At 47.4% G+C, this 26,019-nt stretch carries 26 protein-coding genes; 16 read left to right on the plus strand and 10 right to left on the minus strand.

Annotated elements, in window-relative coordinates; genetic code table 11:
* Positions 1–146 precede the first annotated feature (146 nt).
* Complete coding sequence (locus BBC0122_RS08410) at positions 147–1,199, minus strand: glycosyltransferase family 4 protein (protein WP_077992956.1); 1,053 nt, start codon at positions 1,197–1,199, stop codon at positions 147–149.
* A gap of 11 nt (positions 1,200–1,210) precedes the next feature.
* A complete protein-coding gene (greA, locus tag BBC0122_RS08415) occupies positions 1,211–1,684 on the minus strand; it encodes a transcription elongation factor GreA (RefSeq protein WP_077992958.1) in 474 nt (157 codons plus the stop codon).
* A gap of 343 nt (positions 1,685–2,027) precedes the next feature.
* Here greA and BBC0122_RS13015 point away from each other — a divergent pair, with 343 nt between their 5' ends.
* The 7 genes from BBC0122_RS13015 (at position 2,028) to BBC0122_RS12825 (ending at position 9,648) form a co-directional block, all read left to right on the plus strand.
* Positions 2,028–2,711 (plus strand): SH3 domain-containing protein, encoded by a 684-nt coding sequence (locus tag BBC0122_RS13015; RefSeq protein WP_188318015.1) that lies wholly within the window; start codon positions 2,028–2,030, stop codon positions 2,709–2,711.
* Positions 2,712–3,434: 723 nt separating this feature from the next.
* Entirely contained in the window at positions 3,435–6,182 is a 2,748-nt protein-coding gene (gene uvrB / locus BBC0122_RS08435) for an excinuclease ABC subunit UvrB (RefSeq protein WP_077992963.1), read from the plus strand.
* Between the two features lie 958 nt (positions 6,183–7,140).
* The gene (locus tag BBC0122_RS08440; protein WP_077972136.1) at positions 7,141–7,356 is read left to right on the plus strand and encodes a cold-shock protein; all 216 of its coding nucleotides are present in this window, start codon (positions 7,141–7,143) and stop codon (positions 7,354–7,356) included.
* Positions 7,357–7,570: 214 nt separating this feature from the next.
* The gene (locus tag BBC0122_RS08445) at positions 7,571–8,044 is read left to right on the plus strand and encodes a BA14K family protein (RefSeq protein ID WP_077992965.1); all 474 of its coding nucleotides are present in this window, start codon (positions 7,571–7,573) and stop codon (positions 8,042–8,044) included.
* 160 nt (positions 8,045–8,204) lie between these two features.
* On the plus strand, positions 8,205–8,414 hold the full coding sequence (locus tag BBC0122_RS12815; protein WP_149866662.1) for a hypothetical protein: 210 nt from the start codon (positions 8,205–8,207) through the stop codon (positions 8,412–8,414).
* A 613-nt stretch (positions 8,415–9,027) separates the two neighbouring features.
* A complete protein-coding gene (locus BBC0122_RS12820; RefSeq protein ID WP_149866663.1) occupies positions 9,028–9,237 on the plus strand; it encodes a hypothetical protein in 210 nt (69 codons plus the stop codon).
* A 201-nt stretch (positions 9,238–9,438) separates the two neighbouring features.
* Positions 9,439–9,648, plus strand: a complete 210-nt coding sequence (locus tag BBC0122_RS12825) for a hypothetical protein (RefSeq protein ID WP_149866664.1) — start codon at positions 9,439–9,441, stop codon at positions 9,646–9,648.
* 1,108 nt (positions 9,649–10,756) lie between these two features.
* On the opposite strand, the gene BBC0122_RS08460 is transcribed toward BBC0122_RS12825, so the two are convergent.
* Positions 10,757–11,401, minus strand: coding sequence for an MBL fold metallo-hydrolase (locus BBC0122_RS08460; protein ID WP_077992971.1), 645 nt, complete (start codon positions 11,399–11,401; stop codon positions 10,757–10,759).
* 541 nt (positions 11,402–11,942) lie between these two features.
* Here BBC0122_RS08460 and BBC0122_RS08470 point away from each other — a divergent pair.
* From BBC0122_RS08470 to BBC0122_RS08480, 3 genes are all read left to right on the plus strand, one after another.
* A complete protein-coding gene (locus BBC0122_RS08470) occupies positions 11,943–12,647 on the plus strand; it encodes a response regulator (protein ID WP_077992975.1) in 705 nt (234 codons plus the stop codon).
* 9 nt (positions 12,648–12,656) lie between these two features.
* Entirely contained in the window at positions 12,657–13,997 is a 1,341-nt protein-coding gene (locus BBC0122_RS08475) for an ATP-binding protein (protein WP_077992977.1), read from the plus strand.
* 115 nt (positions 13,998–14,112) lie between these two features.
* Positions 14,113–14,310 (plus strand): DUF3008 family protein, encoded by a 198-nt coding sequence (locus BBC0122_RS08480; RefSeq protein ID WP_077994605.1) that lies wholly within the window; start codon positions 14,113–14,115, stop codon positions 14,308–14,310.
* 633 nt (positions 14,311–14,943) lie between these two features.
* On the opposite strand, the gene BBC0122_RS08485 is transcribed toward BBC0122_RS08480, so the two are convergent.
* From BBC0122_RS08485 to BBC0122_RS08495, 3 genes are all read right to left on the minus strand, one after another.
* Positions 14,944–15,282: a tRNA-binding protein gene (locus BBC0122_RS08485; protein ID WP_077992979.1), complete on the minus strand. Its 339-nt coding sequence runs from the start codon at positions 15,280–15,282 to the stop codon at positions 14,944–14,946.
* Positions 15,283–15,323: 41 nt separating this feature from the next.
* On the minus strand, positions 15,324–15,824 hold the full coding sequence (locus BBC0122_RS08490; RefSeq protein ID WP_077992987.1) for a type III secretion system chaperone family protein: 501 nt from the start codon (positions 15,822–15,824) through the stop codon (positions 15,324–15,326).
* Positions 15,825–16,163: 339 nt separating this feature from the next.
* Positions 16,164–16,463, minus strand: coding sequence for an accessory factor UbiK family protein (locus BBC0122_RS08495; protein WP_077992995.1), 300 nt, complete (start codon positions 16,461–16,463; stop codon positions 16,164–16,166).
* 365 nt (positions 16,464–16,828) lie between these two features.
* On the opposite strand from BBC0122_RS08495, the gene lgt reads away from it, so the two are divergent.
* From lgt to pgeF, 3 genes are read left to right on the plus strand one after another with little or no spacing between them, the layout of a single operon-like run.
* A complete protein-coding gene (lgt, locus tag BBC0122_RS08500; RefSeq protein ID WP_077992996.1) occupies positions 16,829–17,719 on the plus strand; it encodes a prolipoprotein diacylglyceryl transferase in 891 nt (296 codons plus the stop codon).
* A complete protein-coding gene (locus BBC0122_RS08505; RefSeq protein WP_077992997.1) occupies positions 17,712–18,815 on the plus strand; it encodes a class I SAM-dependent methyltransferase in 1,104 nt (367 codons plus the stop codon). The genes lgt and BBC0122_RS08505 overlap by 8 nt, the downstream gene beginning before the upstream one ends.
* Positions 18,816–18,867: 52 nt before the next feature.
* A complete protein-coding gene (gene pgeF / locus BBC0122_RS08510; RefSeq protein WP_077994607.1) occupies positions 18,868–19,653 on the plus strand; it encodes a peptidoglycan editing factor PgeF in 786 nt (261 codons plus the stop codon).
* Positions 19,654–19,784: 131 nt separating this feature from the next.
* On the opposite strand, the gene BBC0122_RS12830 is transcribed toward pgeF, so the two are convergent.
* Positions 19,785–20,000: a hypothetical protein gene (locus tag BBC0122_RS12830; protein WP_149866665.1), complete on the minus strand. Its 216-nt coding sequence runs from the start codon at positions 19,998–20,000 to the stop codon at positions 19,785–19,787.
* Between the two features lie 168 nt (positions 20,001–20,168).
* Between BBC0122_RS12830 and BBC0122_RS08515 the strand changes: the two genes are divergently transcribed.
* Complete coding sequence (locus BBC0122_RS08515; protein WP_077992998.1) at positions 20,169–21,101, plus strand: ribose-phosphate pyrophosphokinase; 933 nt, start codon at positions 20,169–20,171, stop codon at positions 21,099–21,101.
* 190 nt (positions 21,102–21,291) lie between these two features.
* Here the strand turns inward: BBC0122_RS08515 and BBC0122_RS08520 are convergent, their stop codons facing one another.
* Positions 21,292–22,821 carry a helicase HerA domain-containing protein gene (locus BBC0122_RS08520; protein WP_077994622.1) on the minus strand — a complete coding sequence of 510 codons (1,530 nt, stop codon included), beginning with the start codon at positions 22,819–22,821 and terminating at the stop codon, positions 21,292–21,294.
* Positions 22,822–23,124: 303 nt separating this feature from the next.
* On the opposite strand from BBC0122_RS08520, the gene BBC0122_RS08525 reads away from it, so the two are divergent.
* Both BBC0122_RS08525 and pth read left to right on the plus strand, forming a co-directional pair.
* Entirely contained in the window at positions 23,125–23,784 is a 660-nt protein-coding gene (locus BBC0122_RS08525; protein ID WP_077992999.1) for a 50S ribosomal protein L25/general stress protein Ctc, read from the plus strand.
* Between the two features lie 57 nt (positions 23,785–23,841).
* A complete protein-coding gene (pth, locus tag BBC0122_RS08530) occupies positions 23,842–24,552 on the plus strand; it encodes an aminoacyl-tRNA hydrolase (RefSeq protein ID WP_077993000.1) in 711 nt (236 codons plus the stop codon).
* Positions 24,553–24,899: 347 nt separating this feature from the next.
* On the opposite strand, the gene BBC0122_RS13100 is transcribed toward pth, so the two are convergent.
* Both BBC0122_RS13100 and BBC0122_RS08535 read right to left on the minus strand, forming a co-directional pair.
* Entirely contained in the window at positions 24,900–25,070 is a 171-nt protein-coding gene (locus BBC0122_RS13100) for a hypothetical protein (protein ID WP_210188139.1), read from the minus strand.
* 260 nt (positions 25,071–25,330) lie between these two features.
* Positions 25,331–25,999: a L,D-transpeptidase gene (locus tag BBC0122_RS08535; protein WP_077993002.1), complete on the minus strand. Its 669-nt coding sequence runs from the start codon at positions 25,997–25,999 to the stop codon at positions 25,331–25,333.
* Between the last annotated feature and the right edge of the window lie 20 nt (positions 26,000–26,019).

The following is a 26,019-nucleotide window of genomic DNA, read 5'->3' on the forward strand; positions in this document are numbered from 1 at the left end:
AAGAGTGAATTGGCGCAATAAACAATCCGGTCAGGCTATTTCACCTAACTGTTCTTTCGGGTGTCCTAAAACTCACGGAACAAAATTCCCTGCCTCTTACAGCAGAGAAAACCCTCGATAGTCATAACAACCACAGAAATAGTGCATTATTTTTTTGTAAAAAGTTCCTGATAAACTTCGTCTATCGAGCTTGCTTCTTTATCAAGGGGAAAATCTTTTTGCACATGCTCTAAGGCTTTTTCACCCATGGCGATGGTCTTTTCCGGGTCTTCCAGATAGGGCTTTATCGCTTCTGTCAAAGCTTTTCCATCACCGGCCGGAACGACTGTTCCCGTGCCTTCGGTAACAAGTTCCTGATATGCCCCCGCATCGCTTGCCACAACAGCGGTTTTGGAAGCCATAGCTTCAAGCGGTGTCAGCCCGAACCCTTCGTTTCTCGATGGGGCAACGTAAAGCGTTACCCGCCTGTACCAGACGCGTATATCATCAACCTCGCCCAGTATGAGAATGCGCTTTTGAAGACCGGCAGCGGCAATTTTACGCTCCAGCTCTTTTTCAAAATCTTTGTGTTCGGCAGTGGTGCGGCCGGTAATAATGGCTGTCCAGTCGGGATAATGGGGCAACAATTCAATCATCGCATCGACAAAAAGATCGGTTCCCTTCTGGTGGCGTACGCGCCCGAAACAACCGACCGCATATTTGCCGGGAAGTTTTGTCGATTGGAATGTATCTTCAAATGTTGCAGGCGGGGTAAACCGGTCAAGGTCTATACCATGCATGATAACCCGATAGGGCACTTCAAGAAACGAGCCGGAACGGGCACTTGTGGCGATAACCTTGTCCATCTTCCGGATAAGCCAATTGGTAAAAGGCTTATGTTGGCGTTGCGCAGCAGACGTAAATATAAGCTTCAGCTTCATGCGAAAAAGATCGCGCAACAAAATGCCTGCCACCATTTCGACATTACGCCGCGCATGCCAGATGCGAAACGGTTTGCCATCAGGCCGTTTCCACAGTTTCAATAAACTTGAATAGCCAAGAGATGGCAAACTATCGGGCAAGCCGGGTCCGATAGTGGAAATGCGTATGCCTTTTTTGCGCTGCAAGGGGATGAGTTGCACAATTGTCGATGTCACACCCGACAAACGCTTTTTGAAATTGGGCGCAATAACGTCCGTTTCGTCAATCGACACACGCATTGAATTACCAATCAGATAAACTGGATGGACAAGATCTCGTAAGAACGCGAACCACCCGGTGCATTCACTTCGATAGAATCGCCCTTTTCCTTGCCAATCAGGGCGCGAGCAATCGGTGAAGAAATGGAAATCTTGCCCAATTTCACTTCGGCTTCCTGCTCGCCGACGATCTGGTAGGTTTTTTCTTCTTCGGTGTCTTCGTCAATCAGTTTGACTGTTGCACCGAATTTCACTTTGTCGCCAGTGAGTTTTGAAACGTCGATTACTTCTGCACAGGTAACATAGTCTTCAAGTTCCGCAATACGTCCTTCATTATGGCTCTGTGCTTCTTTTGCAGCATGGTATTCGGCGTTTTCCGAAAGGTCGCCATGGCCCCTCGCTTCGGCGATTGCTTCAATGATACGGGGGCGTTCTTCGTGCTGACGCCATTGAAGCTCTTTTTTCAACTTTTCATAGCTTCCGGTCGTCATCGGATATTTTTCCATTATCGTATCCTTTCCTTCCCGCGATTTTTGCGTCGAAAACAAAAAGAAACGGCCTCCGGAACTCCTTCCGGAACCCGTCTCTAAACTTTTAGCTTCCCATTATATAGCATAGGAAAAAGATTTTTCATCCTAAATTTTGTTTCCAAAAACGCCCGACATTCACAAAATTCAGGCTAAAGATTGCTAAAAGCCGCCAAAACGACATTGACTTTTCTTAACAAAACTTAATTTTCCGATTTATTGTCGAACACTATCTCTTTGCTACAATTTGGCTTAAATTACACTATAATGTTCGACAAGAATAATGCCATGATCCATTCACCTTCTCGGACTTGAGGGCAAAATGAAAAAAATACTCGGTTCCTTGTTGTTTGGTACATTTTTGTTAACGACACAGGCAGCACAAGCAGCAGAGGCGCTCGTAACAGCGCCTTTGAATTTCAGAGACGGGCCAAGTACTGCCTATGCCATTCGCGGCACAATAGCTCCGGGTGAAATCGTCGGCGTGCGCGGATGTTCGGGCAATTGGTGTGAAATCAATTATGGCCCGCGCATCGGTTGGGCTTCCGCGTCATATCTGGCCTTCCGCAATGGCGAAGCAGTTTATAACAGCTATAATCGCCCCTCTTCATCGACATTCAATGTCATTATCGGTGGCGGTTACTATGATGATGACTGGTATTACCGCCGTTATCGCCGGCCGCATTGGCACGGGGATCATCGTCCACCTCCACCACCGCCACCACATTGGGGCTTTGACCGGCCGCACCGTCCGCCTCCGGGCATGCGCCCGCCACCATTCAGACCCGGCCCCGGTATGCCTCCGCCGCCACATGGCGGGCCGGGTGGCCCGTTTCCCGGTGGTGGCCCCGGTGGAGGGCCTGGTATGCCTCCGCCGCCGCATGGCGGGCCGGGGGGCCCATTTCCCGGTGGTGGCCCCGGTGGAGGGCCTGGTATGCCTCCGCCGCCACATGGCGGGCCGGGTGGCCCGTTTCCCGGTGGTGGCCCCGGTGGAGGGCCGCGTTAATTCGCACTTGAATTCAATTCCGGCCGATTATTTTATGATCGGCCGGTTTGATATTTGCATGATTGTTTATTCCGGCTTTCTTGCCGAACACCAACGCTCTATTCGAGCCGGATGTTCACCCGAAACATTGTTGGCGGAAAGGTCTTGCCAAAAGGAGGCCGGTTTTGCTTCCGATAAATTATCGGTTAGTTCCGGCTAATGTTTTTGCCAACATCGCCGGATAAAAAATCCATCATGTTTTTGCCGCTTCGTTTGGTAACCACAAACGAGGTGAGGAAAATTTTTGTCTTGGCAGTCTATAACCTTGGAGGAGCCTTGCAATGATACACAATGATACGGGAAACATTCCGGTTTGAAAGCTGCCGGACTTGCGATCAACCATGTTGACCCACGACCCGGTTGAATAAAGATAGATTGGAAGGCACTCTGCCCTTCCGGATTTTTCGAGATGTTAGAAAAGGGCTATATTTTTCAGGAAAACCACGCTTTTCAAGAAGATTAACGCGGTTTGAAACATCAATTTTCGGGATTCGGGACTTCGGAACTTCAAATGATTTTTTTCTAATCTCTTCAGCTTTGGCCGATTTCGGGTTTGTCACTTTCTGCGGCATTTGCCGATTTCGCGTTTGACAAGGGAAAAGAAAGAAAATTCCTTATGGATTGTGTAAACAAAATATGGCTTTTATCTTTTATTTTCGGGCAGGAATACCATATTGTTCTATCATGACGTCATTAGCTAAAAAACATCAATCCGCCGGGGCAAAAAAGTCCCGTCCGAAAAGAGAAGACAAAGCGGTTCTGAATGCGCCCGCCGGTTCGATTGCCGATTGGGCAGCCGATATTGATAAAGCAGCCGAAAAGCCGGTCAAAAAACCGGTAAAGGCGAAAAAAGCCGCTGCAAAGTCGACACGTACATCGCGCGGCACTTCGATTGGCGGGAAAGCAACAGCAAAACAGCGCGCGGCCGCCGGTCTTAATCCTGTGGCGGGCCTTGATGTCGGGCTTGAAGATGCTTCAAAAATTTCCACTGGTGGCGCCACGGCAACCGTCGAGGCATTATCGAACCTGATTGCTTCGGGAAATCCGCTGTTTAAAAATGGCAAATTGTGGACGCCGCATCGTCCTGTCCGTCCGGAAAAATCGGAAGGCGGAATACCATTCAAAATGGAAACGCCGTTTCTTCCCTCCGGTGACCAGCCGACCGCAATTAAAGACCTTGTCGAAGGTATCAAAAATGGTGACCGCACACAGGTTTTACTTGGCGTAACCGGTTCGGGTAAAACTTATACAATGGCGAAAGTCATCGAGGAAACCCAACGCCCTGCCCTTATTCTTGCCCCCAACAAAACTCTGGCGGCACAGCTTTACGGCGAGTTCAAGAATTTCTTTCCGCACAATGCGGTGGAATATTTCGTTTCCTATTATGATTATTATCAGCCGGAAGCCTATGTGCCGCGCTCCGACACCTATATCGAAAAGGAATCGTCGATCAATGAACAGATCGACCGGATGCGCCATGCGGCAACCCGTGCTGTTCTTGAACGGGATGATGTTATTATCGTCGCTTCAGTTTCCTGTATCTACGGTATCGGTTCGGTCGAAACCTATACGGCAATGACCTTCCAGATGCAGGTGGGCGACCATCTCGACCAGCGCCAGCTTCTTGCCGATCTTGTTGCCCAGCAATATCGTAGGCAGGACATCAATTTTGTGCGCGGCTCGTTTCGTGTGAGAGGCGACACAATCGAAATATTCCCTGCCCACCTGGAAGATCGCGCATGGAGGATTTCCCTGTTCGGCGACGAGATTGACTCGATTACCGAATTCGACCCGTTGACAGGACAAAAAACCGGTGATCTGAAATCGGTTAAAATTTACGCCAATTCACACTATGTGACACCGCGCCCGACACTTAATCAGGCGATCAAATCCATAAAGATCGAGCTTCGTGACCGTCTGGCGGAATTGAACAAAGCGGGGCGGCTTCTTGAAGCCCAAAGGCTTGAACAGCGCACCACATTCGATCTTGAAATGCTGGAAGCGACCGGAAGCTGTGCCGGCATTGAAAATTATTCGCGTTATCTCACAGGTCGCCAACCGGGTGAACCGCCGCCGACCATGTTTGAATATATTCCTGATAATGCCATAATTTTTACCGATGAAAGCCATGTCACCATTCCGCAGATCGGCGGCATGTATCGCGGTGACTTCCGCCGCAAGGCAACATTGGCCGAATATGGTTTCAGGCTTCCTTCCTGCATGGATAACCGCCCGTTACGTTTCGAGGAATGGGACGCCATGCGCCCGCAAACCATTGCGGTATCGGCAACGCCGGGGGCTTGGGAAATGGAACAGGCAGGCGGTGTTTTTGCCGAACAGGTCATCCGCCCGACAGGGTTGATAGACCCGCCGGTCGAAGTGCGCCCTGCCCGCAATCAGGTGGACGATGTGCTTGGTGAAATCCGCAAAACCACCGAACAGGGTTACCGCAGTCTGGTGACAGTTCTCACCAAACGCATGGCGGAAGATTTGACCGAATATCTCCATGAACAGGGTATCCGTGTTCGCTATATGCATTCGGACATTGATACATTGGAAAGAATCGAGATCATCCGCGATTTGCGTCTGGGCGCGTTCGATGTGCTTGTCGGCATCAACCTGTTGCGTGAAGGACTTGATATTCCCGAATGCGGTTTTGTTGCCATTCTTGACGCCGACAAGGAAGGATTTTTGCGTTCGGAAACATCGCTTATCCAGACAATCGGCCGTGCTGCAAGAAATGTCGATGGCCGTGTTATCCTTTATGCCGATAACAAAACCGGTTCGATGGAAAGAGCACTGGCAGAAACCGAACGCCGTCGCGAAAAACAGCAGGCTTATAATATCGAGCATCACATCACACCATCGAGCGTGAAGAAGAATATCGCCGATATTCTCGACTCGGTTTACGAGCGCGACCATGTTCGTGCCGATATTTCCGAATTTGCCGAAGCTGGCAATATGGTTGGCAACAATCTTGCTGCCCATATCGAACATCTGGAAAAATTGATGCGCGACGCGGCCGCCGATCTCGATTTCGAGGAAGCGGCAAAATTGCGCGACGAGATCAAGCGCTTGCAGCAGACAGAGCTTGCCATTTCCGATGATCCGCTCACACGGAATGTCGAAAAGACCATTGAAAGCGGCGAGCTGTCACGCGACAAAGCCAACAAAAAGGGACTCTTTGCCAAGCCCGACCTTGACCATATGGGGCCGAATATGGATGTCGGGATTCTCCAAACGAACCCGAAAAGCGGAAAGTTCAGAAAAAATACGCTTGATGAAATGACGGTAAAACGCACCGAAGTTCCGCTCGGCGAAAGTGCAAAACCGATCAAACGCGAGCGTATTGGACTTGGCTCCTTTGAAGACCCTGTGGAAGTTGCGCGCAAACGCCGCCGTCCCGGAAAAACCGGCAGACCGGGGCGTTGAAGTGAAATAAAATTGCAGACCGGTGAAAAATTTTCCGCTCCGGTCTGCCGTTCCAAATCAGCGTTTGGTGTTATGGCTTTCGGGAAAATTCAAGAAACTTTCCTTTGAAACAAAGCCTGATTGCGCGATAAAAATTGCAATATCTTGAGCTTTACCCCACCCCGTTTTATCGAAAAAAGGCTTCCGGTTGAAACAATCAAAAGTCTTTATCATACAAAGATGGAACTATACTTGCGTTTAACAAGAAAATGATTGGAATGATTTTAATTTATCCTCACAATAAAACGCTATGCTTTTCTAAGCAATTGTTTTTTATATTCAATTTATATATTTATAAAACCGCCTGAAGCAACAATCAACGCACCTGTTTATCGTTTTATGAAAGCGCCAACTATTCAAAATACCGGTGTTTGGCGCACAGAATAATCAACATTGTTCATTTTAACTTTATTTGAAATGCACGCCAATCGGCGATAAAAGTGGGATAATGGGAAATTCAAACAGAATATGATGCACGTGGTAAAATAACCGTGCCCGCTCGCTTTTTCACGCGATTTTTCTAAAGCCGAAAAATGTTTTTACAAAAGTAAAACTATTAAAATCTGCCAATTTAAAGAATAAATTCAGAAAACTCTTGCAAATTTCAAGAAATTAATACAATCTATGCGGGTTCGGGCATTTTACGAACATTGGAAGACTATTAACAGGCGCGCCAAAACCGCTATAAGTTTTGGGCTAGTAACAACCGGATAACCGGTGAAAACCGGTACCGATGAGCCATCGAAAGATGGTTATAATCGAGAGATGGTTATATTGGCCACTATCGGTTGAAAGCTGGTAAATAGAGTGCTTTCCAGACTTCAAGAACTGCCTGCATGTACCGTTTTGCGCGTGGTGTGCGGGACGGTGTTTATTATAAAAACCTGTTGTTACAGGTAACTGAATGAGGAAACATTCTATGGCTCAGACCGGGGAAGTGAAGTTTTTTAACAATGATAAAGGGTTTGGTTTTATCAAGCCGGATGATGGTGGCGCCGATATATTCGTCCACATTTCTGCTGTTCAGGCTTCAGGCTTGACAGGACTTACAGACGCACAAAAAGTATCGTTCGATACCGAACCGGATCGTCGTGGCAAAGGTCCGAAAGCTGTCAATATTACAATCATCGGTTGATTTTTATCGGCTGATTTTATTTGCTGCGTTCAAACCGGATCTTTCGATCCGGTTTTTTTTCGCCAAATGTTTGTAACAAAAAAATATATTTTGTGATGGAAAAAAATATTAAATAAATTATTTACCATAAGAAAGTCACAAGCAGCGTTCAGGCTGCGTTCAGAAAATGAGATATAGAATTATTTTCATGAATCGAATTCAAAGGAGTTCAACCATGAAAAATTTTGCAAAATTGGCAATAGTTTCTGCTGTATCGGCAGTGATGGTTGTGGCCCCGCTCGCTGCCGCATCGGCGCATGACCATTATTGGCGTGGTCCGGGCTATTGGGACGGTCCACGTTATTGGGATCACCACCATCATCATCACGATCACGGGGATGCGGTTGCAGCCGGTGTGGTTGGCCTTGCAGCAGGTGCGCTAATCGGCAGTGCCTTGTCGCAACCATCCGAACCACGGGTAATCTATCAGGCTCCGCCTCCACCGCCAGCCTACTATCCGCCTGCTCCGAGATATTATCAACCGGCTCGTCCTTATTATCCGCCTGCACCAACGGCTTATAAGCCGGTCTACCAGCCATGGAGTGCCGGTTGGCGCAATTATTGCGCATCCAAATACCGGTCGTTCAATCCACGGACGGGAACCTATCGCGGCGTAGATGGTCTTAACCATTTTTGTAACGCCAACTGATTTGATAGCATTTGATTTAAAAATACCCGGCCCTGTGTCGGGTATTTTTTAACCTTCAATGAAACAATGCTAGATAAGCAGCATCAATTCCCCATTCAAAAAACAAACAAACGAAATTGCAATTTTTAACAAAAGAGGCATTTGTCGTTCGATTGACCGCTTGAAAGCGTCGGAACAATCTGCAAGGCATTTCCTCATCCTCATCTTTTCCGATAACAGAAAGCTTCCTGATAATATGGGGGAACTGCCCGCCCCTGTTATCCGCCTGCACCAACGGCTTATAAGCCGGTCTACGAGCCTTGGAGTGCCGGTTCACGCATTGATTGCGCCTCCCGAATACCGGTCGTTCAACCCGCGGACGGGAACTTGATCGCCGTAGTTGGTCTTAACCATTTTTGTAACGCCAACTGATTTGATAGCATTTGATTTAAAAAATACCCGGCCTTGTGTCGGGTATTTTTTTAACCCTCAATGAAACAATGCTAGATAAGCAGCATCAATTCCCCATTCAAAAAACAAACAAACGAAATTGCAATTTTTAACAGAATAGGCATTTGTCGTTCGATTGACCGCTTGAAAGCGTCGGAACAATCTGCAAGGCATTTCTTCACCCTCATCTTTTCCGACAACGGAAAGCTTCCTGATAATATGGGGGCTGCCCGCCGCTGTTATCTGCCTGCGCCAACGGCTTATAAGCCGGTCTACCAGCCCTGAAGTGCCGGTTCACGCATTGATTGCGCCTCCCGAATACCGGTCGTTCAATCCGCAAACGGGAACTTGATCGCCGTAGATGGTCTTAACCATTTTTGTAACGCCAACTGATTTGATAGCATTTGATTTAAAAATACCCGGCCTTGTGTCGGGTATTTTTTTAACTTTCAACGAAACAATGCTAGATAAGCAGCATCAATTCCCCATTCAAAAAACAAACAAACGAAATTGCAATTTTTAACAGAATAGGCATTTGTCGTTCGGTTGATCGCTTGAAAGCGCCGGAACAATTGGCAAGGCATTTCTTCACCCTCATCTTTTCCGATAACGGGAAGCTTCCTGATAATATGAGGGGGATGCCCGCCCCTGTTATCCGCCTGCACCAACGGCTTATAAGCCGGTCTACCAGCCTTGGAGTGCCGGTTCACGCATTGATTGCGCCTCCCGAATACCGGTCATTCAATCCGCAAACGGGAACTTGATCGCCGTAGATGGTCTTAACCATTTTTGTAACGCCAACTGATTTGATAGCATTTGATTTAAAAATACCCGGCCTTGTGTCGGGTATTTTTTAACTTTCAACGAAACAATGCTAGATAAGCAGCATCAATTCCCCATTCAAAAAACAAACAAACGAAATTGCAATTTTTAACAGAATAGGCATTTGTCGTTCGGTTGATCGCTTGAAAGCGCCGGAACAATTGGCAAGGCATTTCTTCACCCTCATCTTTTCCGATAACGTAAAGCTTCCTGATAATATGGGGGAACTGCCCGCCGCTGTTATCCGCTGTCACCAACGGCTTATAAGCCGGTCTACCAGCCATGGAGTGCCGGTTCACGCATTGATTGCGCCTCCCGAATACCGGTCGTTCAATCCGCAAACGGGAACTTGATCGGCGTAGATGGTCTTAACCATTTTTGTAACGCCAACTGATTTGATAGCATTTGATTTAAAAATACCCGGCCTTGTGTCGGGTATTTTTTTAACTTTCAACGAAACAATGCTAGATAAGCAGCATCAATTCCCCATTCAAAAAACAAACAAACGAAATTGCAATTTTTAACAGAATAGGCATTTGTCGTTCGGTTGATCGCTTGAAAGCGCCGGAACAATCGGCAAGGCATTTCTTCATCTTTATCTTCTCCGATAACGGAAAGCTTCCTGATAATATGGGGGCTGCCCGCCGCTGTTATCCGCCTGCACCAACGGCTTATAAGCCGGTCTACCAGCCATGAAGTGCCGGTTCACGCATTGATTGCGCCTCCCGAATACCGGTCATTCAATCCGCGGACGGGAACTTGATCGCCGTCGATAGCCTTAACCATTTTTGTAACGCCAAGCGAATTTATGAGAAGCGGCATTAACCCCTTATATCAGCATTAAAAAAGTCTACCCCACCTTATGTCGCTGATTTTTTGCGATGGATGTTTTTTCCTCGCTTGGCCTGCCGGAAATTCGTTTAAAGGCCGGATTCACACCGCTATATTGACCATCTGTTTTGGATTGACCGGATGTTTCAACCTTCAATCTTCATGACTGGATAGCGTTTTGAAAGCTCGCAAAAAGAATTTGTTATTTTTTGCAACCTCATTTTTATTTTGCCGAGCCATACCGGCTTTTTCCCGTGCGCCCTATGAAATTCCCCTTATAAAGCTCCTACCCTGTGCGTTTTTCCGCGCTGTGCGTTTTCCACCCGTCCGGCTCCCTTGCCTGTACGCCTTCCATCACTATCACTTTCTCCCCATCCTGTCATAGTTGGAAAAGCCGGATTACGAGAGGCTTTGGCCGCAATAGTCGGCCTTTATCAACCGCACATAGGCCGCTCTTTGCGGCCTTTTCAGCCTTGGAAGCTCGCAAAGTCATTGCCGTCCGGATAGGCTATTTTTATCTCAAGCCCAAAAAAAGCGATGCGGCACGGGGGCGCTATCAAAGGAACGCAAAGAAAGGTCGAAAAAACAATGGCGGAAGTGGCAAAGCGATAAAGCTTTGCCACTTCCGGTTCATAAATCTTGCAAAAACTGGTTGTGGAGTTTTTCTTCGCCAATGGTGCTTATACCGCCGTGACCACTGATAAACACAACATCATCACCTAAAGGCAAAACTTTTTCTTTCAAAGAAGACATAAGATCGTCATAGGAACAAAAGGGAAAATCGGTTCGTCCGATCGAATTGTGAAAAAGCACATCGCCAACAAGTGCCAAACGGGTTTCATCATTGAAATAGATAACATGGCCGGGAGCATGGCCAGGGGTATGGAACACCTTGAAACTATGCCCTCCACAATCGACAATATCGCCCTCTTCAAGCCAGCGGTCGGGCACGCAATTGCGCACCCCCGTCATGCCATATTCTTTCGCTGTCGTCACGAGATTGTCCATAAGCGGCTTATCGGCAATATTGGATCCGATAACGGGAACATTGAGCGCCTCTTTGGCTTCCATGGCGCCACCCGCATGATCGACATGTGCATGTGTTATCCAGATTGCTTCAACCTTGATACCGGCCTGTTCTATCGCTTGTGCCACACGCGACCAATCACCACCGGGATCAACCAGCACGCCCCGCTTTGTTTCATCGTCATAAAGGAGCGTACAATTTTGTTGGAAAACCGTCACCGGTATGATTATTGCTTTCAGCTTTCCCATAACAGATCCTTCGATATTCGATTGCAAGAATTCAGAACTTTATCAACATGTGACATATCAATATCAAGATTGGTCAATATCAAGATTGGCAAATTTTGCCGGAATGATCTTTAGTTTGCCAGATGTCTTTATTATTGTTTACATCTATTTCTGCCGATGTCACGGGGTTTGCCTTGCTTGATAAAAAGTGGCAAGCCGGAAAAGTCGAAATTTGTAAAACGGCCTGCAAAAACTTTTTTTGAAAAAACAGCCCTTTTAAAGCCAAAACCGGCGTAGCCCTTCGGTTGCCCACGCCGATAAACATCGCCCAAAAACCCGACATTGATCGTAAAATTGGCAAACTCTATTATTTTAACCGCTCATGATTTTATTCATGTTATGATTTTATCCACGTCATTAACGATAAAACGAGTGTAAAGTTCTGTTATGAATGGCAGGCGCGTTTGTCATGGTATTGCCTAAAATATGGAGCAATGAGAGGGTAGCTATCTCGACAGGGATAAATTCTTCCGATAAACTCGGCTCAATCCGGATATGAAAAATGACAGAAAAAAACACAAAGCTTTCTGATGATGCTCCCCATCTTCTGGTGATAGACGACGACACACGCATACGTAGCCTGTTGTCGCAATATCTTGCCCAGAACGGTTTTCGTGTTTCGGTTGCAGCCAGTGCCGATGAAGCACGGCGTAAATTGGCCGGACTTGATTTCGACCTGCTGATTGTCGATGTGATGATGCCGGGGGAAAACGGCATTTCGCTCACCCGTTCGCTGCGCGAGACAAAAACCGTTCCGATATTGATGCTGACAGCCTTGTCGGAAACCGACAGTCGCATTGACGGCCTTGAGGCGGGAGCCGATGATTATTTGCCCAAGCCTTTTGACCCGCGCGAGCTTTTGTTGCGGGTGAACGCGATTTTGCGTCGCGGCAGTACCGGCGGCCAACCGAAGATAGAACAATTGGTATTCGGCCCCTATACATTTTCGATTGCCAAAAAAGAACTGAAGAAATCGGGCGAAATTATAAAACTGACCGATCGCGAGCAGGAAATTATGGTTATTTTTGCCGAACATGCAGGAACGACAATTCCGCGCCATAAACTTGCAACAGGTGAAGGGGAAGTGGGCGAGCGCACGATTGATGTGCAGATCAACCGCTTGCGCCGCAAGATAGAAAATGATCCGGCCAATCCGGTTTACCTGCAGACGGTGCGCGGCATCGGCTACAAGCTCTCGATCGAATAGGATCAACTGATGGCCGGGCCTATCGACAGTTTGGGGCGTTGGCTGGCAAAAAAAATGCCAAAGCGCCTTTATGCGCGTTCTCTCATTATCATCATTGCGCCGATGGTTCTGTTGCAGTCGGTGATTGCCTATGTTTTCATGGAACGGCATTGGCAAATGGTGACCGAACGCCTGTCGACTGCTGTGGTGCGCGATATTTCTGCGATTATCGACATTATCGAAACCTACCCGCAAGATGATAATTACAACAATATCACACGCATTGCCCAACAACGCATGGGGCTGAATATTTCCATTCTCCCGCCTGAGCCGCTGCCCCCACCCGGCCCCAAACCGTTTTTTGCCATTCTCGATTATTTTCTAAGTGAAGAAATCACCCGCCAGATCAATCGCCCGTTCTGGATTGATACCGTCGGTGATTCAGATCTTGTGGAAATCCGCATCCGACTTGATAACCATGTCTTGCGCGTTTTTGCCATGCGCTCGCAAGCCTATGCTTCAAACACCGGCATTTTCTTGAGCTGGATGGTTGGCACGGCACTTGTTTTGTTGATTATTGCTATTTTCTTTTTAAGAAACCAGATCAAACCGATCCAGCAGCTTGCCGCTGCCGCCGACAGTTTCGGGCGCGGCTTGCCGTTGCCGGAAGGCTTCGAGCCGAGAGGTGCAGAAGAGGTGCGCCGTGCAGGCACTGCATTTTTGCGAATGCGCAAGCGCATTGAACGCCAGATAGAACAACGCACAATGATGCTTTCGGGTGTCAGCCATGATTTGCGAACCATTTTAACGCGCTTCAAATTGCAACTGGCATTGGCAAAAGGAAGTTTCGATACCACCCCGCTTGAACAGGATGTCGCCGACATGCAGAACATGTTGGAAGGGTATCTTGCCTTTGCCCGTGGTGAAGGAACAGAAAATGTCGGTGAACTTGATCTGGAAGAGTTGATGAAAACCCTTCAAAAAGACGCGAAACTGCGTGAACGCGGCTTTGTCTATCAAATCGAAGGTTCGCCTCTGGTGCAATTGAAACCGAAAGCTTTTTCACGGCTTGTCAGCAATCTTGTCTCGAACAGTTTCCGTTATGCCAAAAACGTCGATGTTGCCATTGTCCATGGTGACGATGACCTTGTCATTATTATCGACGATGACGGGCCGGGTATCCCCGCCAATATGCGCGAGGAAGTGTTCAAACCTTTCTTCCGTCTCGACGAGGCGCGCAATCAGGATGCGAGCGGTACCGGTCTTGGCCTTTCAATTGCGCAGGATATTGCGCGCAGCCATGGCGGCAATATCATTCTCGATGATAGCCCGACGGGTGGCTTGCGGGTCATTGTTGAAATTCCTCTCTAACGCCCGATATGAAATGAACGGGCATTGGTTTTGACCATATTCCGGAGAACCGCCAAAGCGCGGGCTTTCAGGGATTTGGTCTGGCCTTATGCCGTTTTTCAGAAAGGGAAATATCATGCCAGCACGTTCAAAAGTACAGCAGGAAGCCGCCGGAGCCGCCCTTGCAGCCAAACGCGGTAAAAGACCGGTCAGTTCGCTACAGGGCGCATCCAAAAAAATGGAACAATCCATGACAGAAGACGAGCTTAAAGAATTTGCGTCAACCAAACGCAAGGACTTGCCGGAGAGCATCGGGAAAAAACCCAAAAAATAGAATTTTGCCAATTATCTGATCTGATAATGATCTGACAATTATCCGGCAAGCTTGTTCGGGGGCGAAAAGCTGCTAACAGGTGATTGTGCAGGCTTTTACATTTCTGTCGCGATGAAAATGTCGTTCGCAGCATTTGGACATGCGAAAAATTGGTCATGCGTGAAAATACGCAGCGATGATATTTAAAGATTGCAGTTTAAATTTAAAGATTGAATTTAAAATTGGCGATCATAGCTCGAAAACCGGCTTTACCCTTGGCCAAGAGTTACAGAGCCTTGGCAACAACCCATTCAGCTTTATCGAATTGATAGCGGACTTACGGCGCAAAAGTTGCGCAGAGTTGAGGGAATATGGCTCTAAAATAAATCGCTTTGTTCAACACGCAAATGCTGCCCATTCAAAGCCGATATTTTCAGACCTTAAAAGCCCCTTGCTTTCAAACGCCGCCCATTCAAAGCCGACATCTTCAAGCCCTGACACCTTAAAGCCTTTGCTTTCAAATGCCCGCTCTCAAAGCCAACGCCTTAAAAGTTGATACTTTCAAACCGCCATGGCTTTAAATCGCACAGGCTTAAAATGCTTGCACTTCCAAATGTCGGCGTTTTGAAGCTACAATGCCTTGCTTTTTTTGGCTTAGAATATACGACCGCCGACCGGAACTTCTTTCGAGGGCTGTAAAAGCACGACATCGCCATTTTCATCCGGCAAGCCGAGAGTGAGCACTTCCGACATGAACGGGCCGATCTGGCGTGGCGGAAAATTGACAACGCACAGGACTTCACGCCCGACAAGTTCATCAAGCTTATAGTGCACGGTGATTTGTGCTGACGAAAGTTTGACACCGATCTCTTTGCCGAAGTCGATTTTCAACTTATAGGCAGGTTTTCTCGCTTGAGGGAAAGCTTTCGCTTCAACTATTTTTCCCACCCTTATATCGACTTTCAAAAAATCGTCGAAACTGATTTCTGTCATCTGACAACCTCTTTGATTGCCTGAAACATATTATTTATTTTTCAGGCATTTCCCTTCGTTTCAAACAAAGCGAATTGCAACGCATTATCAGCCGAAAGTGATGACCAGGCCACCATCTGGAAAGCGCTATAATGGGTTTCACAAACATCCAAAGCGTTGATAAGCAGGTTTTCCACCTGGGCATTGGAGGGATGCAAACCGCCCGACAGCAACAATGCCTGCCTGAAAATAACAGATGAAGCATCTTCCCAAAAATCGAAATGCCCCATCAGCAATTTTTCATTTATTGCAAGGATCAATTTGAGAAGTTCTTTTCGTCTGGTTTGTGAAACCGACATATCGAATGCACAGGCAAGATGCAGTGCTTCCTGATTTTCCATCCACGAGAAAGCAATATGGTAAGTTGCCCAATGCCCCTCCACACAAATTGTAATTTCATCCTCCGCCGTTCTCTCGAACGACCAGTCATGACCATTGGCCACCTGTTCGATCAAATCGACAGGGTGGAGATCCCGTTCCAAGTTGCCTACGGCAAGCCTCATTTCATTCCTCAATTCCAAATCGCATTTTCGCGAGAAAATTCCAGCGAAAAACACCACCCACGCGTCGCCACGTGGTTCCAGTTGCCCGCAAAAACTATAAACGCATAAAACTCACAACAAGTGCATAAAACGCAAAATCCGCCATTCGTTCTATTTCGGCTCTTTTGCGAATCATCTTTTGTTTTCAGTGTATTGATCTGAATCGAGAGTGCTAGTCCCCTTGATTCAAAAAGCTGTTTACGGATAAAAAAACAGGGCGGGAACAAATGTTCGACCCGCCCTAACAGATTCTGGATTAAGCATTTTTCCGACTTATTCACAGCCAAGAAAAACTGGGGATTATTTTTTCTTTTCGTCCTTGTCGGATGAAGATGACGCTGTTTTTGCCTTTGAACCCGATTTGTTTTCCAGATTATCCAAACGTTTTTTCAGCTCCTCGACTTCCTGACGTGCTTTGGCTGCCATTTCCTTGACAACCTCGAATTCGTCACGATGGACAACATCGAATTTATTGAGGACACGTTCTGCCTGTGCGCGAAAAGCTGTTTCAGCTTCATTGCGCACGCCTTGTGCAGCACCGGCTGCATCGGTCATCAACTTTGCTAGCTCGTCAAGCACGCGGTTGGGTCCATTACTCATTTGGCCTATCCTTCTTAAAACTGTTTAGATACCCGGTAAAAACCAATTCAGGCTAACATATAGAACATTTTTTTAAAATGAGGATAGCGGTTTTGTCATCTTTACGAAACTGCATCAAAAACTTGAAAATTCGCGCTGTTTTTTACTCATGAAAAATGTTTCTCTTTCACATCATATCGTTTTGAAAAAACAGAAAATTCCAAAACCCGTTGCTTGCGGTATGCTTGGGCAAACATGAAAAAATTTAAAATTTTTAAAGAATTGATAGCATTCGATAGAATTGATAAAAGCTTGACCCGTAAACATTCCTCGGTCATCTTCAGTCAAACAATTTCCGACTTCATCAATTTATCCGGCCTCATGTTATGAATGATCTACCGCCCTGCCCTGCCATTGCTTTTCCCGATTTTTTGAACCCTATCATTGTTCAAATCGGGCCGATTGCGCTTCATTGGTATGGTCTCGGCTATGTTATCGGCATTCTGTTTGCCTGGTGGTATGGTGGATTGCTGCTTAAAAACAAAACACTTTGGTATAACGAAACGCCGCCCATGACACCCCAATTATTGGGTGATTTTGTGGTCTGGGCTGCTATCGGTGTTGTTGTTGGCGGGCGTCTTGGGCAGGTTTTATTCTGGGACCCGCAATATTATTTCAGCCATCCTGCGGAAATCATCGCCGTCTGGGATGGTGGTATGGCTTTTCATGGCGGGCTTATCGGAACCATTATCGCGATGATATGGTTTGCGCTCAAACACAAAATCGGCATCTGGACAATGTTTGACACCATCGCTGCCGGAGTGCCTGTCGGCCTCGGCGTGGTGCGTCTTTGCAATTTCATCAATCAGGAATTATGGGGCAATGTCACAAATATTCAATGGGCCGTCTGTTTTCCGCGCGATCCCGACTATCTCCCCCGCCATCCGAGCCAGATCTATGAAGCGTTAATGGAAGGGCTTATCCTTTTTATTATACTTGCTATTCTTGTTTTTGCCTTCAAAGCCTTGCGCAAGCCCGGCATTGTTTCGGGTACTTTCATTTTCGGCTATGGTGTTGCCCGCATGATTTCGGAAATATTCCGCGTCCCCGGCGAGGATCCTGAATGGTTTAGTCGCGTTTTTTCCGGTACCGGCTTCACTTACGGCATGGCCTTGTCGCTTCCCATGGTGCTTTTCGGTGTTTATGCCATTTATCGCGCTTTCAGACATGCACCAAACAACGATGTCAAACTGCGTTCGTTAAAAACCGATGAATGATCTTAAAACCAAAATTTGCGAATTGATCGCGCTACAAGGCCCTTTGCGGGTAAGCACATTCATGACATTGGCCTTGAGCGACGAACAAAACGGCTATTACAAAAATGAAATGCCTTTTGGCAAAAAGGGCGATTTCATCACCGCGCCCGAAATAAGCCAGATGTTCGGCGAGCTTATCGGCATCTGGGTGATTGAAACTTTCTATAAATTGAAAAAACCCGCCTCTTTTACCCTTTGTGAATTGGGGCCGGGGCGCGGAACACTGATGCAGGATTTGTTACGCACAATCAAAAAACTCTCGGCCGATTGTTTTCAAGCTGCCAATGTTTTGATGGTCGAAACCTCCGACAAGCTTGCAGCACTCCAAAAACAGGCTCTTTCTTCTTATCGTGATAAAGTCCGCTGGCTCAAGGATTTCGACAAACTTCCCGACGCCCCGCTCATTCTGGTTGCAAACGAATTTCTTGATGCCTTACCGATCGACCAGTTTATCAAAATTGACGGCGATTGGCATGAACGGCTTATAACGACAGATGATAACGATGAGCTTGGTTTTACCGTTGGTAATAATGTGCTCGATCAAACAGGCTTGCCGAAAAAATATCGTGATTTGCCGGAAGGTTCCGTTTTGGAGCTTTCTCCCTTACGGCTCGAATTTGTCGAAAAAGTTTTAAAACATCTCTCCCGCCATCATGGCTCGGCACTTTTTATTGACTACGGGAGCACCGGCCTTCCCTATGGCGATACATTGCAGGCGGTATCGCGCCATGAATTCAAAGATATTTTCGCAAATCCGGGAAAAGATGATCTGACAAGCCATGTCGATTTCTCTTCACTTGAAGTGATTGCCAAACGTCACGGAATTTTATCGGGCGTCATCACCCAAGGTGCGTTTTTGACAGGTCTCGGATTGATTGAACGCGCCGGCCGGCTGGGGGCGGATAAAAGCCACGATGTTCAAGAAAAAATCCGCCTCGACGTGGAAAGACTGGCGGCACCCGAAGAAATGGGAACGCTGTTCAAAGTGCTCGCTTTGAGCGATGAAGAAACCGGCATTCACCCGTTGTTTACTGCAGAGCAGAATTACCGCGATTGACAACCCGTTTTGAAAACGCCACGATAAGCTGTTAAATCTAATGGTCGTTCATATGTCACAATTGCCATCCCCTGTTTTTTCGCCTTCCCTTGAAAATTTGGAAAAAAACGGCATTCGCCACGCTTTTTTCACACGTCAGGGCGGTGTTTCCCGCGGGATTTACGAAAGCTTGAACCTTGGTCGCGGCTCCGATGATGACAAAGAAAATATTGATAAAAATCGCGATATTGTTGCCGCTTATATGGGGGTTAAGCCGGACAATCTTATCAATCTCTATCAAATCCATTCGCCCCATGCGCTGATTGTCAATGAACCGATCATAGGTGAACGTCCGCGTTCGGATGCATTGGTCACCAATAAAGCCGGACTTGCTTTGGGGATTTTGACAGCCGATTGCGGGCCTGTGCTTTTTGCCGATGCGAAAGCCCGTGTCATTGGAGCTGCCCATGCAGGCTGGCGGGGCGCTTTGGCCGGTGTTATCGAAAATACGGTCGCGGCAATGGAAACATTGGGTGCAAAACGGAACAATATTGTAGCAACATTAGGACCGTGTATCGGCCCCAAACATTATGAAGTTGGCAAAGAATTTTATGAAACATTCGTCGAAGAAAACAAATCATATGAAAAGTTCTTTACCAAATCCGGACGCTTCGGGCATTTTTTCTTCAACCTCTGGGATTTCATCCAGAATCGGCTTGATGATGCCGGTGTTCATGGAGATTGCGTAAATTTGTGTACTTATGGCGACGAAAAAAGGTTTTTCTCCTATCGGCGCAAAACCCATCGCAATGAACCCGATTACGGTCGGCAAATTTCGGTCATTACACTCGCAATATAGTTGTTTGACAAGTAAAAGGCAGGTTTGGTTTCGGGTTTCGCAAGGTTTTCAAGGTGAAACTTTTGCGGGGCACAAAAACGAAAAGCAGAAAACTTTACCAATGGTAACTTGCCAACGAAAAGCCAAGACCATCAATACGAAGCTAAAGAATTAAAGATGATAAAGGCAAATTCTCTAGCGGTAAATTTATCATAAAAATCCGGTGACAAGGAAAAGCCGGTCACCGCTAAGCCCCTCCCCCAAAAAGAAGTTACGCCTGCCAAGCCCCCGAAAAAAGTAAAGTTACAAAAGCGGGAATTGGCAAGGCAGGAAATGTCTGTCAGCTTTTGCCGTTTAAATCCGGTCATTGCGAAACCGGATAGCATTTGGCTGTGAATTCTTTTTTTAAACGGTGCAAAAACAAAACAGTCAATTAGAAAATGGCAGGAGTGACAATATGAACTCTTGCAATCTGATAACAAAAAGTTAAAACCGCAGCCAGAAATTCTGTTTTCTTTAGAGCCAGGGGCCAAGCCATGAAACTTTTCTGCGGCAATTCCAACCCACGCCTTGCCGAAGACGTAACAAAATATCTCAACATTCCCATGGGTAAAGCAACGGTCAGACGCTTTGCCGATCAGGAAATTTTTGTTGAACTCCATGAAAATGTTCGCGGTGAGGATGTTTTTCTTATCCAGTCCACATCCTATCCCGCAAATGACCATTTGATGGAACTGCTCATTATGATTGATGCGGTTCGTCGCGCTTCTGCACGCCGCATTACTGCTGTTATTCCTTATTTCGGTTATGCAAGACAAGACCGCAAACCCGGCCCCAGAACGCCGATTTCCGCGAAGCTTGTTGCCAATCTATTGACTGAAGCTGGCGCAAACCGCGTTTTGACACTCGACCTTCATGCAGGCCAGATTCAAGGCTTTTTCGATATTCCGACCGACAATCTTTATGCTGTTCCGGTCATTGCCCGCGATGTCAAAAACAACTATCCGCTCAAAAATGTCATGGTTGTTTCACCTGATGTGGGTGGTGTTGTGCGTGCACGCTCTCTTGCAAAACGTCTTGATTGCCTGCTTGCTATCGTTGACAAACGCCGCGAACGTCCGGGCGAATCGGAAGTTATGAATGTGATTGGCGATGTTTCGGGCAAAGATTGTCTTTTGCTTGACGATATTGTCGATTCCGGTGGTACACTTTGCAATGCTGCCGAAGCCCTTTTGAAAAAAGGTGCGAAGAGTGTAACCGCCTATATTACCCACGGGGTTCTTTCGGGCGGCGCAATTGCCCGCATCACCGGTTCCAAGCTGAAAGAGCTTGTGATTACCAATTCCATCATGCCGACACCGGCTGTTGAACAGGCTCCCAATATTCGCGTTTTGCCTATTTCCGACCTCATCGGCGAGGCTATTTCGCGCACAGCAGCCGAACAATCGGTTTCAAGCCTGTTTGATTAAAAGTTTCATTTGTTAACGAATAAAGGCCGCAGAGATTTTGTTTCTGCGGCCTTTTATTATGATGAAACAGCAGCTTTTCTCGCACCGGAACTTTTGTTGAACCGGATATTTTATCGATCATAAGCTTTTTATAAAACTCACGCTTTCCATGAAAAAGCTGATCTTTTGCACTTTATCGGGCATTAGCGTTTTATTCGGCTGCATCGCTTTTATTTTGAAAGTCATCGGGTGCATCGGGGTCACCGGGCAATGTTTCCAGTCCGAGATCGGGAAAAGCGGCAATGCGTTTTCCCCCGAAATCGGTTCTTACCACCAGAAGTCCGCGTTCTTCAAAATAGGTCAAGAGATGGCGCGCGCGACTCATAGAATGCGTACCATAGAGACGGGCAAGCGTTGCATCGGAAGGGCATGGTTTACCGCTTACTGCCGCTTCAGCGACATTCAAAAACACACCTTGAATATCATCTGTCAGTGTTTCGGAAAGTGCCAATGCTTTTTGCCATGTTTCGCTTGCCGCTGTTTCCTCGTCAATTGCGGCTTGCGCCACAGCAAGTTTGCGCCGGAAACGGGCAAGATCAAGCGGTTCACCGGCAATCCGATGAATGCGGCAACGCACCAGAAAATCCTGATAAAGTACCGCAACCGAACGGAAAGAAGCATCCTTGTCATCAACAATTTCGCGCATCACAGCGTCGAGTTCGGCCTCGCGTTCCTGTTCGTCGATTTCGGGAAAGAGGCTTTGGTCTTCTTGTGGCTCTTCCTGTTTCTGGCGTACCAGCTCTTCCAATATTTCATTGGTCGGTTTCGGCGGTGGCGGGGGTGAGGCGCGCCTTATCGGCATAATCATTTCTTCCGGCGATGGTGTGAAGATCAGATCTTCCGCGTCGACTGGCGCTTCCGGCAAGGGAAGAAGTTTGGGACTTGTCGAACGGGCAGATGTTTCAACGGGGCCAATCACCACAGGAAGCGGGCGGCGGGACAAAGCCGGACCAAGTGCTACAAAATGACCGCGTTCAAGATCGCGGAACATTTCCGCCTGCCGGCGCTCCATTCCTAAAAGATCGGCAGCACGCGCCATATCAATATCAAGAAATGTCCGCCCCATTAAAAAGTTGGAAGCTTCGGCTGCAACATTTTTTGCAAGTTTCGCAAGACGTTGTGTGGCAATAACACCGGCAAGTCCGCGTTTTCTACCCCGACACATGAGATTGGTCATGGCACCGAGTGAAAGCTTGCGCGCTTCGTCGGAAACATCACCGGCTGCGGCGGGGGCAAATAATTGTGCCTCGTCGACCACCACCAGAAGCGGATACCAATAATCGCGTTCAGCGTCGAAAAGCCCGCCAAGAAAGGCGGCGGCAGCGCGCATTTGCTGTTCGGTATCAAGCCCTTCAAGGTTCAAAATAGCAGAAACGCGATGCTGGCGTACGCGAGCGGCAATGCGTGTCAATTCCAGTTCGGTGCGCTGCGCTTCAACAACCACATGGCCGAATTTGTCGGCAAGAGTAACAAAATCCCCCTCCGGATCAATCACACATTGTTGCACCCAATGGGCGCTTTGCTCAAGCAGCCTGCGTAATAAATGCGATTTTCCCGAACCGGAATTGCCTTGCACCAGCAAACGTGTTGCCAATAATTCTTCAAGATCAAGGCTCGCCACTTTCGAGCCGGTCAAGGCACCACGTTCAAAAATAGTTCCCAGATTGATGTCGACAGTCATTGCCAATCCATCAATTGCCGAACCGTCGCAAGGCTCGTAGAATATTGAAACAAAAATATCGTTGATTCTTTTTTCATGGTTCCTTTTAGCATTTCCTTGCCGAAAGGTGAAAAAAACGTCATTTTTTCCCACAACTCTTGCAAGCTCCCGATCTTTCGATTATAGCACCCCAATCCACGTCGACACCCTTGGAGGCAACGTGGGATGGATAAGGGGAAAATCTTTGCCTTTTTCCATATTCATGTCCGGAACCGTTGAAAGCTCCGCCCATGAATCTCCAGTTTTTTGAAAAGGACTTAAGCCATGAGCAAAGTTTACACACTCAAGGCCGAAGCACGCGAACGGGTTGGTAAGGGGTCCTCTCGTCACCTTCGCCGCAACGGTCTTGTTCCAGCAGTTATTTACGGCGATAAAAAGCCTGCACTTTCCATTGCCCTTTCCTATAAGGACATTTTTTACAAGATTCACGGTGGTGCATTCTTTACAACCATTGCTTCAATCGAAGTTGGTAACGAAAAAATTGAGGTTTTGCCAACCGATTACCAGCTTGATCCGGTTCGTGACTTCCCGATGCATGTCGATTTCTTGCGCGTTACGGAAAAATCGGTTGTTCACGTCAATGTTCCTGTCCACTTCCTCAATGAGGAAGAAGCTCCCGGCATCAAGACCGGCGGCGTTTTGAACATTGTTCGCCACGAAGTCGAACTTGAAGTTCCCGCCCATCACATTCCGGAAGCTCTTACTGTTGATCTTACCGGTTTGGAAGTTGGTGATTCCGTCCACATTTCCGACATCAAATTGCCTGAAGGCTCCTCGCCGCTCATCAAGGACCGCGATTTCACAATCGCAACCATTGCAGCCCCAGTTGCATTGCCTGTTGAAGATGAAACACCGGCAACTGACGAAGCCACAGCAGCAACCGATGAAGCACCTGCTGCTACAGGTGAAGAAAAATCCGAATAATGTGACTCAAAAGGCGGGGAAATTTTCCCGCCTTTTCTTTCCAAGCGAGGTTTAGCCATGTTGCTTATTGCCGGTCTCGGCAATCCCGGTTCTGAATATCAGGATAACCGGCACAATATCGGTTTTATGGCGGTTGACGAAATCAATCGAAAATACAAGTTTTCCCCCTGGAACAAGAAATTCAACGCGCTTATTTCCAATGGCACGATTGAAGGTGAAAAAGTCCTTCTTCTTAAACCTCAAACTTATATGAATCTTTCCGGTCAGGCTGTTGGCGAAGCGATGCGCTTTTATAAGCTGCAACCGGAAAATATCATTGTCATTCACGATGAACTCGACCTTGTGCCGGGCAAATTGCGTGTCAAAACCGGCGGCTCCAGCGGCGGCCATAACGGAATCAAATCCATTGATGCCCATTGCGGCAATAATTACCGCCGTATCCGTATCGGCATTGGTCATCCGCAATCAAAAGAGCAAGTCACTTCCCATGTGCTCGGCAATTTTTCCAAAGCCGATCATGAATGGCTTGATCCCCTTCTTGACGCATTGGCCGATAATGTCGGCTTTCTCGTCAATGGCAAAGACAGTCTGTTTATGAACCGGATTTCTTTGGCGCATGAAGGCGAAACAGATCACACTCCCGAAGCCGACAAAAAGCCCAAAAAACAAAGCCATATCAGACAGGCGCGCCCGCAGCAGGCAAAAGAACTCCCCACGACCGGCCCGATGGCAGAGATGTTGAAAAAACTGTTCAAAAACAACGACTAGATGATTCCGCTTTGGCAATTGGCGGGCACAAATAGCCGCTCGTTTTAAGTGTTATATAAGAGGGTCATACAGTTCCTGCCTCAAGCAATTGCTACCTTGGGCAATTCTGCTTCGAGCGATACCTGCCTCAAGCCGTTCCTGCCTCAAGCATTTTCTATTTAAAGCTGTTCCTGCTTCAAACAATTCCGGTTTCAAGCTATTCCTGTTTTAAGCAATTCCTGCCTTAAACAATTTCTGCCTTAAACAATTTCTGCTTCAAATGGTTCCTGCTTCAAGCAGTTTCTATTTAAAGCTATTCCTGTTTTAAGCAATTCCGGCCTTAAACAATTACTGCTTCAAGCCATACCTCAAGCGATTCCTACATCAAGCCGTTCCTGCTTCAAGCTGTTCCCGCTTTCAACAGTTTCTGCGTCAAACAATCCAATTGTGATTTTCGCCCCCGCTTGCCCCCTTTTGAAAAACAGCAGGGTCGCATATCTACCGGCACTCGAATTTTTCAAAGCCGACAAAGCGATCAATTGCCGACCTGACCAAACCGCTTTTTTCCAACTGCTTTAACAGGAGAAAAAGCGGGAAAAACAATCAGGGGTGAATGACATTTGTTACCGGATGCAATTTTAAAAAACAAAAAAATTCATTCAAAAAACACAAAATCCGGAATGGCAAAATTCCGGTTGTTTGCGTTTTTTCCAGAAAAGAACACCCGCAAAACATTCAAATGTCTTGCGGGAAAATTTCTTCAGCTATGGTGTTTTTGTCAGCAATGACAGGGTTTATCTTACGAAAGCCCTTGTTCGTTGTGTTGGAGAACAATGACGTGGGTTCCTTCGGGAACGCGCCCGTAAAGGTCGATAATATCCTGATTGAGCAAGCGGATACAGCCGCTTGAAACAGCCTTGCCGATTGACCATTCTTCATGGGAGCCATGAATTCTGAACAATGTGTCCTGACCGTTTTTGAAAAGATAAAGCGCGCGCGCACCCAATGGATTGTCGGGGCCTGCGGGCATACCATCGCCCAAATGTCCGTAACGGTCAGGCTCGCGATCCATCATATCGCGTGTCGGATGCCACATCGGCCACATGCGTTTATATTGAACGACGGCTTCCCCTTCAAGCGCCAGACCGGCTTTGCCGACACCAACCCCGTAGCGTAGCGCACGCCCATTTTCCTGAACCAGATAGAGAAAACGTGCCTGCGTGTCGACAACCAAGGTTCCGGGCGAATAAGGGCCGTTGAATGCGACTTCCTGACGCCAGTATTTCGGATTGATCTTGCTCATATCGACAGCCGGAAGCGGATAAGGTTCGTTTGTCACCGGACCGTAGAGCGCTTTTATATCGGCCGGAACCGGCCAGGATTGTTCGACTTGTGGTTGATTGCTTACGCAGGCGGCGAGCGCCAGGGGTGCGGCAATGATGAATGTACGCCGAGACAGGTGCCTCATGATAACTCCATACAAAATAT

Origin of the sequence: Ditibartonella choladocola, from assembly GCF_002007565.1 — a bacterium.
GTDB lineage: Bacteria > Pseudomonadota > Alphaproteobacteria > Rhizobiales > Rhizobiaceae > Bartonella > Bartonella choladocola.

Coding starts and splice junctions, on each gene's coding strand:
- BBC0122_RS08440 (WP_077972136.1), top strand. CDS start 7,141: ATGGCTCAGACCGGGGAAGTGAAGTTTTTTAACAATGATAAAGGGTTT.
- BBC0122_RS08445 (WP_077992965.1), top strand. CDS start 7,571: ATGAAAAATTTTGCAAAATTGGCAATAGTTTCTGCTGTATCGGCAGTG.
- BBC0122_RS08480 (WP_077994605.1), top strand. CDS start 14,113: ATGCCAGCACGTTCAAAAGTACAGCAGGAAGCCGCCGGAGCCGCCCTT.
- BBC0122_RS08460 (WP_077992971.1), bottom strand. CDS start 11,401: ATGGGAAAGCTGAAAGCAATAATCATACCGGTGACGGTTTTCCAACAA.
- uvrB (WP_077992963.1), top strand. CDS start 3,435: ATGACGTCATTAGCTAAAAAACATCAATCCGCCGGGGCAAAAAAGTCC.
- BBC0122_RS08515 (WP_077992998.1), top strand. CDS start 20,169: ATGAAACTTTTCTGCGGCAATTCCAACCCACGCCTTGCCGAAGACGTA.
- BBC0122_RS13015 (WP_188318015.1), top strand. CDS start 2,028: ATGAAAAAAATACTCGGTTCCTTGTTGTTTGGTACATTTTTGTTAACG.
- BBC0122_RS08495 (WP_077992995.1), bottom strand. CDS start 16,463: ATGAGTAATGGACCCAACCGCGTGCTTGACGAGCTAGCAAAGTTGATG.
- BBC0122_RS08520 (WP_077994622.1), bottom strand. CDS start 22,821: ATGACTGTCGACATCAATCTGGGAACTATTTTTGAACGTGGTGCCTTG.
- BBC0122_RS12830 (WP_149866665.1), bottom strand. CDS start 20,000: ATGACCGGATTTAAACGGCAAAAGCTGACAGACATTTCCTGCCTTGCC.
- BBC0122_RS08535 (WP_077993002.1), bottom strand. CDS start 25,999: ATGAGGCACCTGTCTCGGCGTACATTCATCATTGCCGCACCCCTGGCG.
- BBC0122_RS08485 (WP_077992979.1), bottom strand. CDS start 15,282: ATGACAGAAATCAGTTTCGACGATTTTTTGAAAGTCGATATAAGGGTG.
- pth (WP_077993000.1), top strand. CDS start 23,842: ATGTTGCTTATTGCCGGTCTCGGCAATCCCGGTTCTGAATATCAGGAT.
- BBC0122_RS08505 (WP_077992997.1), top strand. CDS start 17,712: ATGAATGATCTTAAAACCAAAATTTGCGAATTGATCGCGCTACAAGGC.
- greA (WP_077992958.1), bottom strand. CDS start 1,684: ATGGAAAAATATCCGATGACGACCGGAAGCTATGAAAAGTTGAAAAAA.
- BBC0122_RS08490 (WP_077992987.1), bottom strand. CDS start 15,824: ATGAGGCTTGCCGTAGGCAACTTGGAACGGGATCTCCACCCTGTCGAT.
- BBC0122_RS08410 (WP_077992956.1), bottom strand. CDS start 1,199: ATGCGTGTGTCGATTGACGAAACGGACGTTATTGCGCCCAATTTCAAA.
- BBC0122_RS08525 (WP_077992999.1), top strand. CDS start 23,125: ATGAGCAAAGTTTACACACTCAAGGCCGAAGCACGCGAACGGGTTGGT.
- BBC0122_RS08470 (WP_077992975.1), top strand. CDS start 11,943: ATGACAGAAAAAAACACAAAGCTTTCTGATGATGCTCCCCATCTTCTG.
- BBC0122_RS08475 (WP_077992977.1), top strand. CDS start 12,657: ATGGCCGGGCCTATCGACAGTTTGGGGCGTTGGCTGGCAAAAAAAATG.
- lgt (WP_077992996.1), top strand. CDS start 16,829: ATGAATGATCTACCGCCCTGCCCTGCCATTGCTTTTCCCGATTTTTTG.
- pgeF (WP_077994607.1), top strand. CDS start 18,868: ATGTCACAATTGCCATCCCCTGTTTTTTCGCCTTCCCTTGAAAATTTG.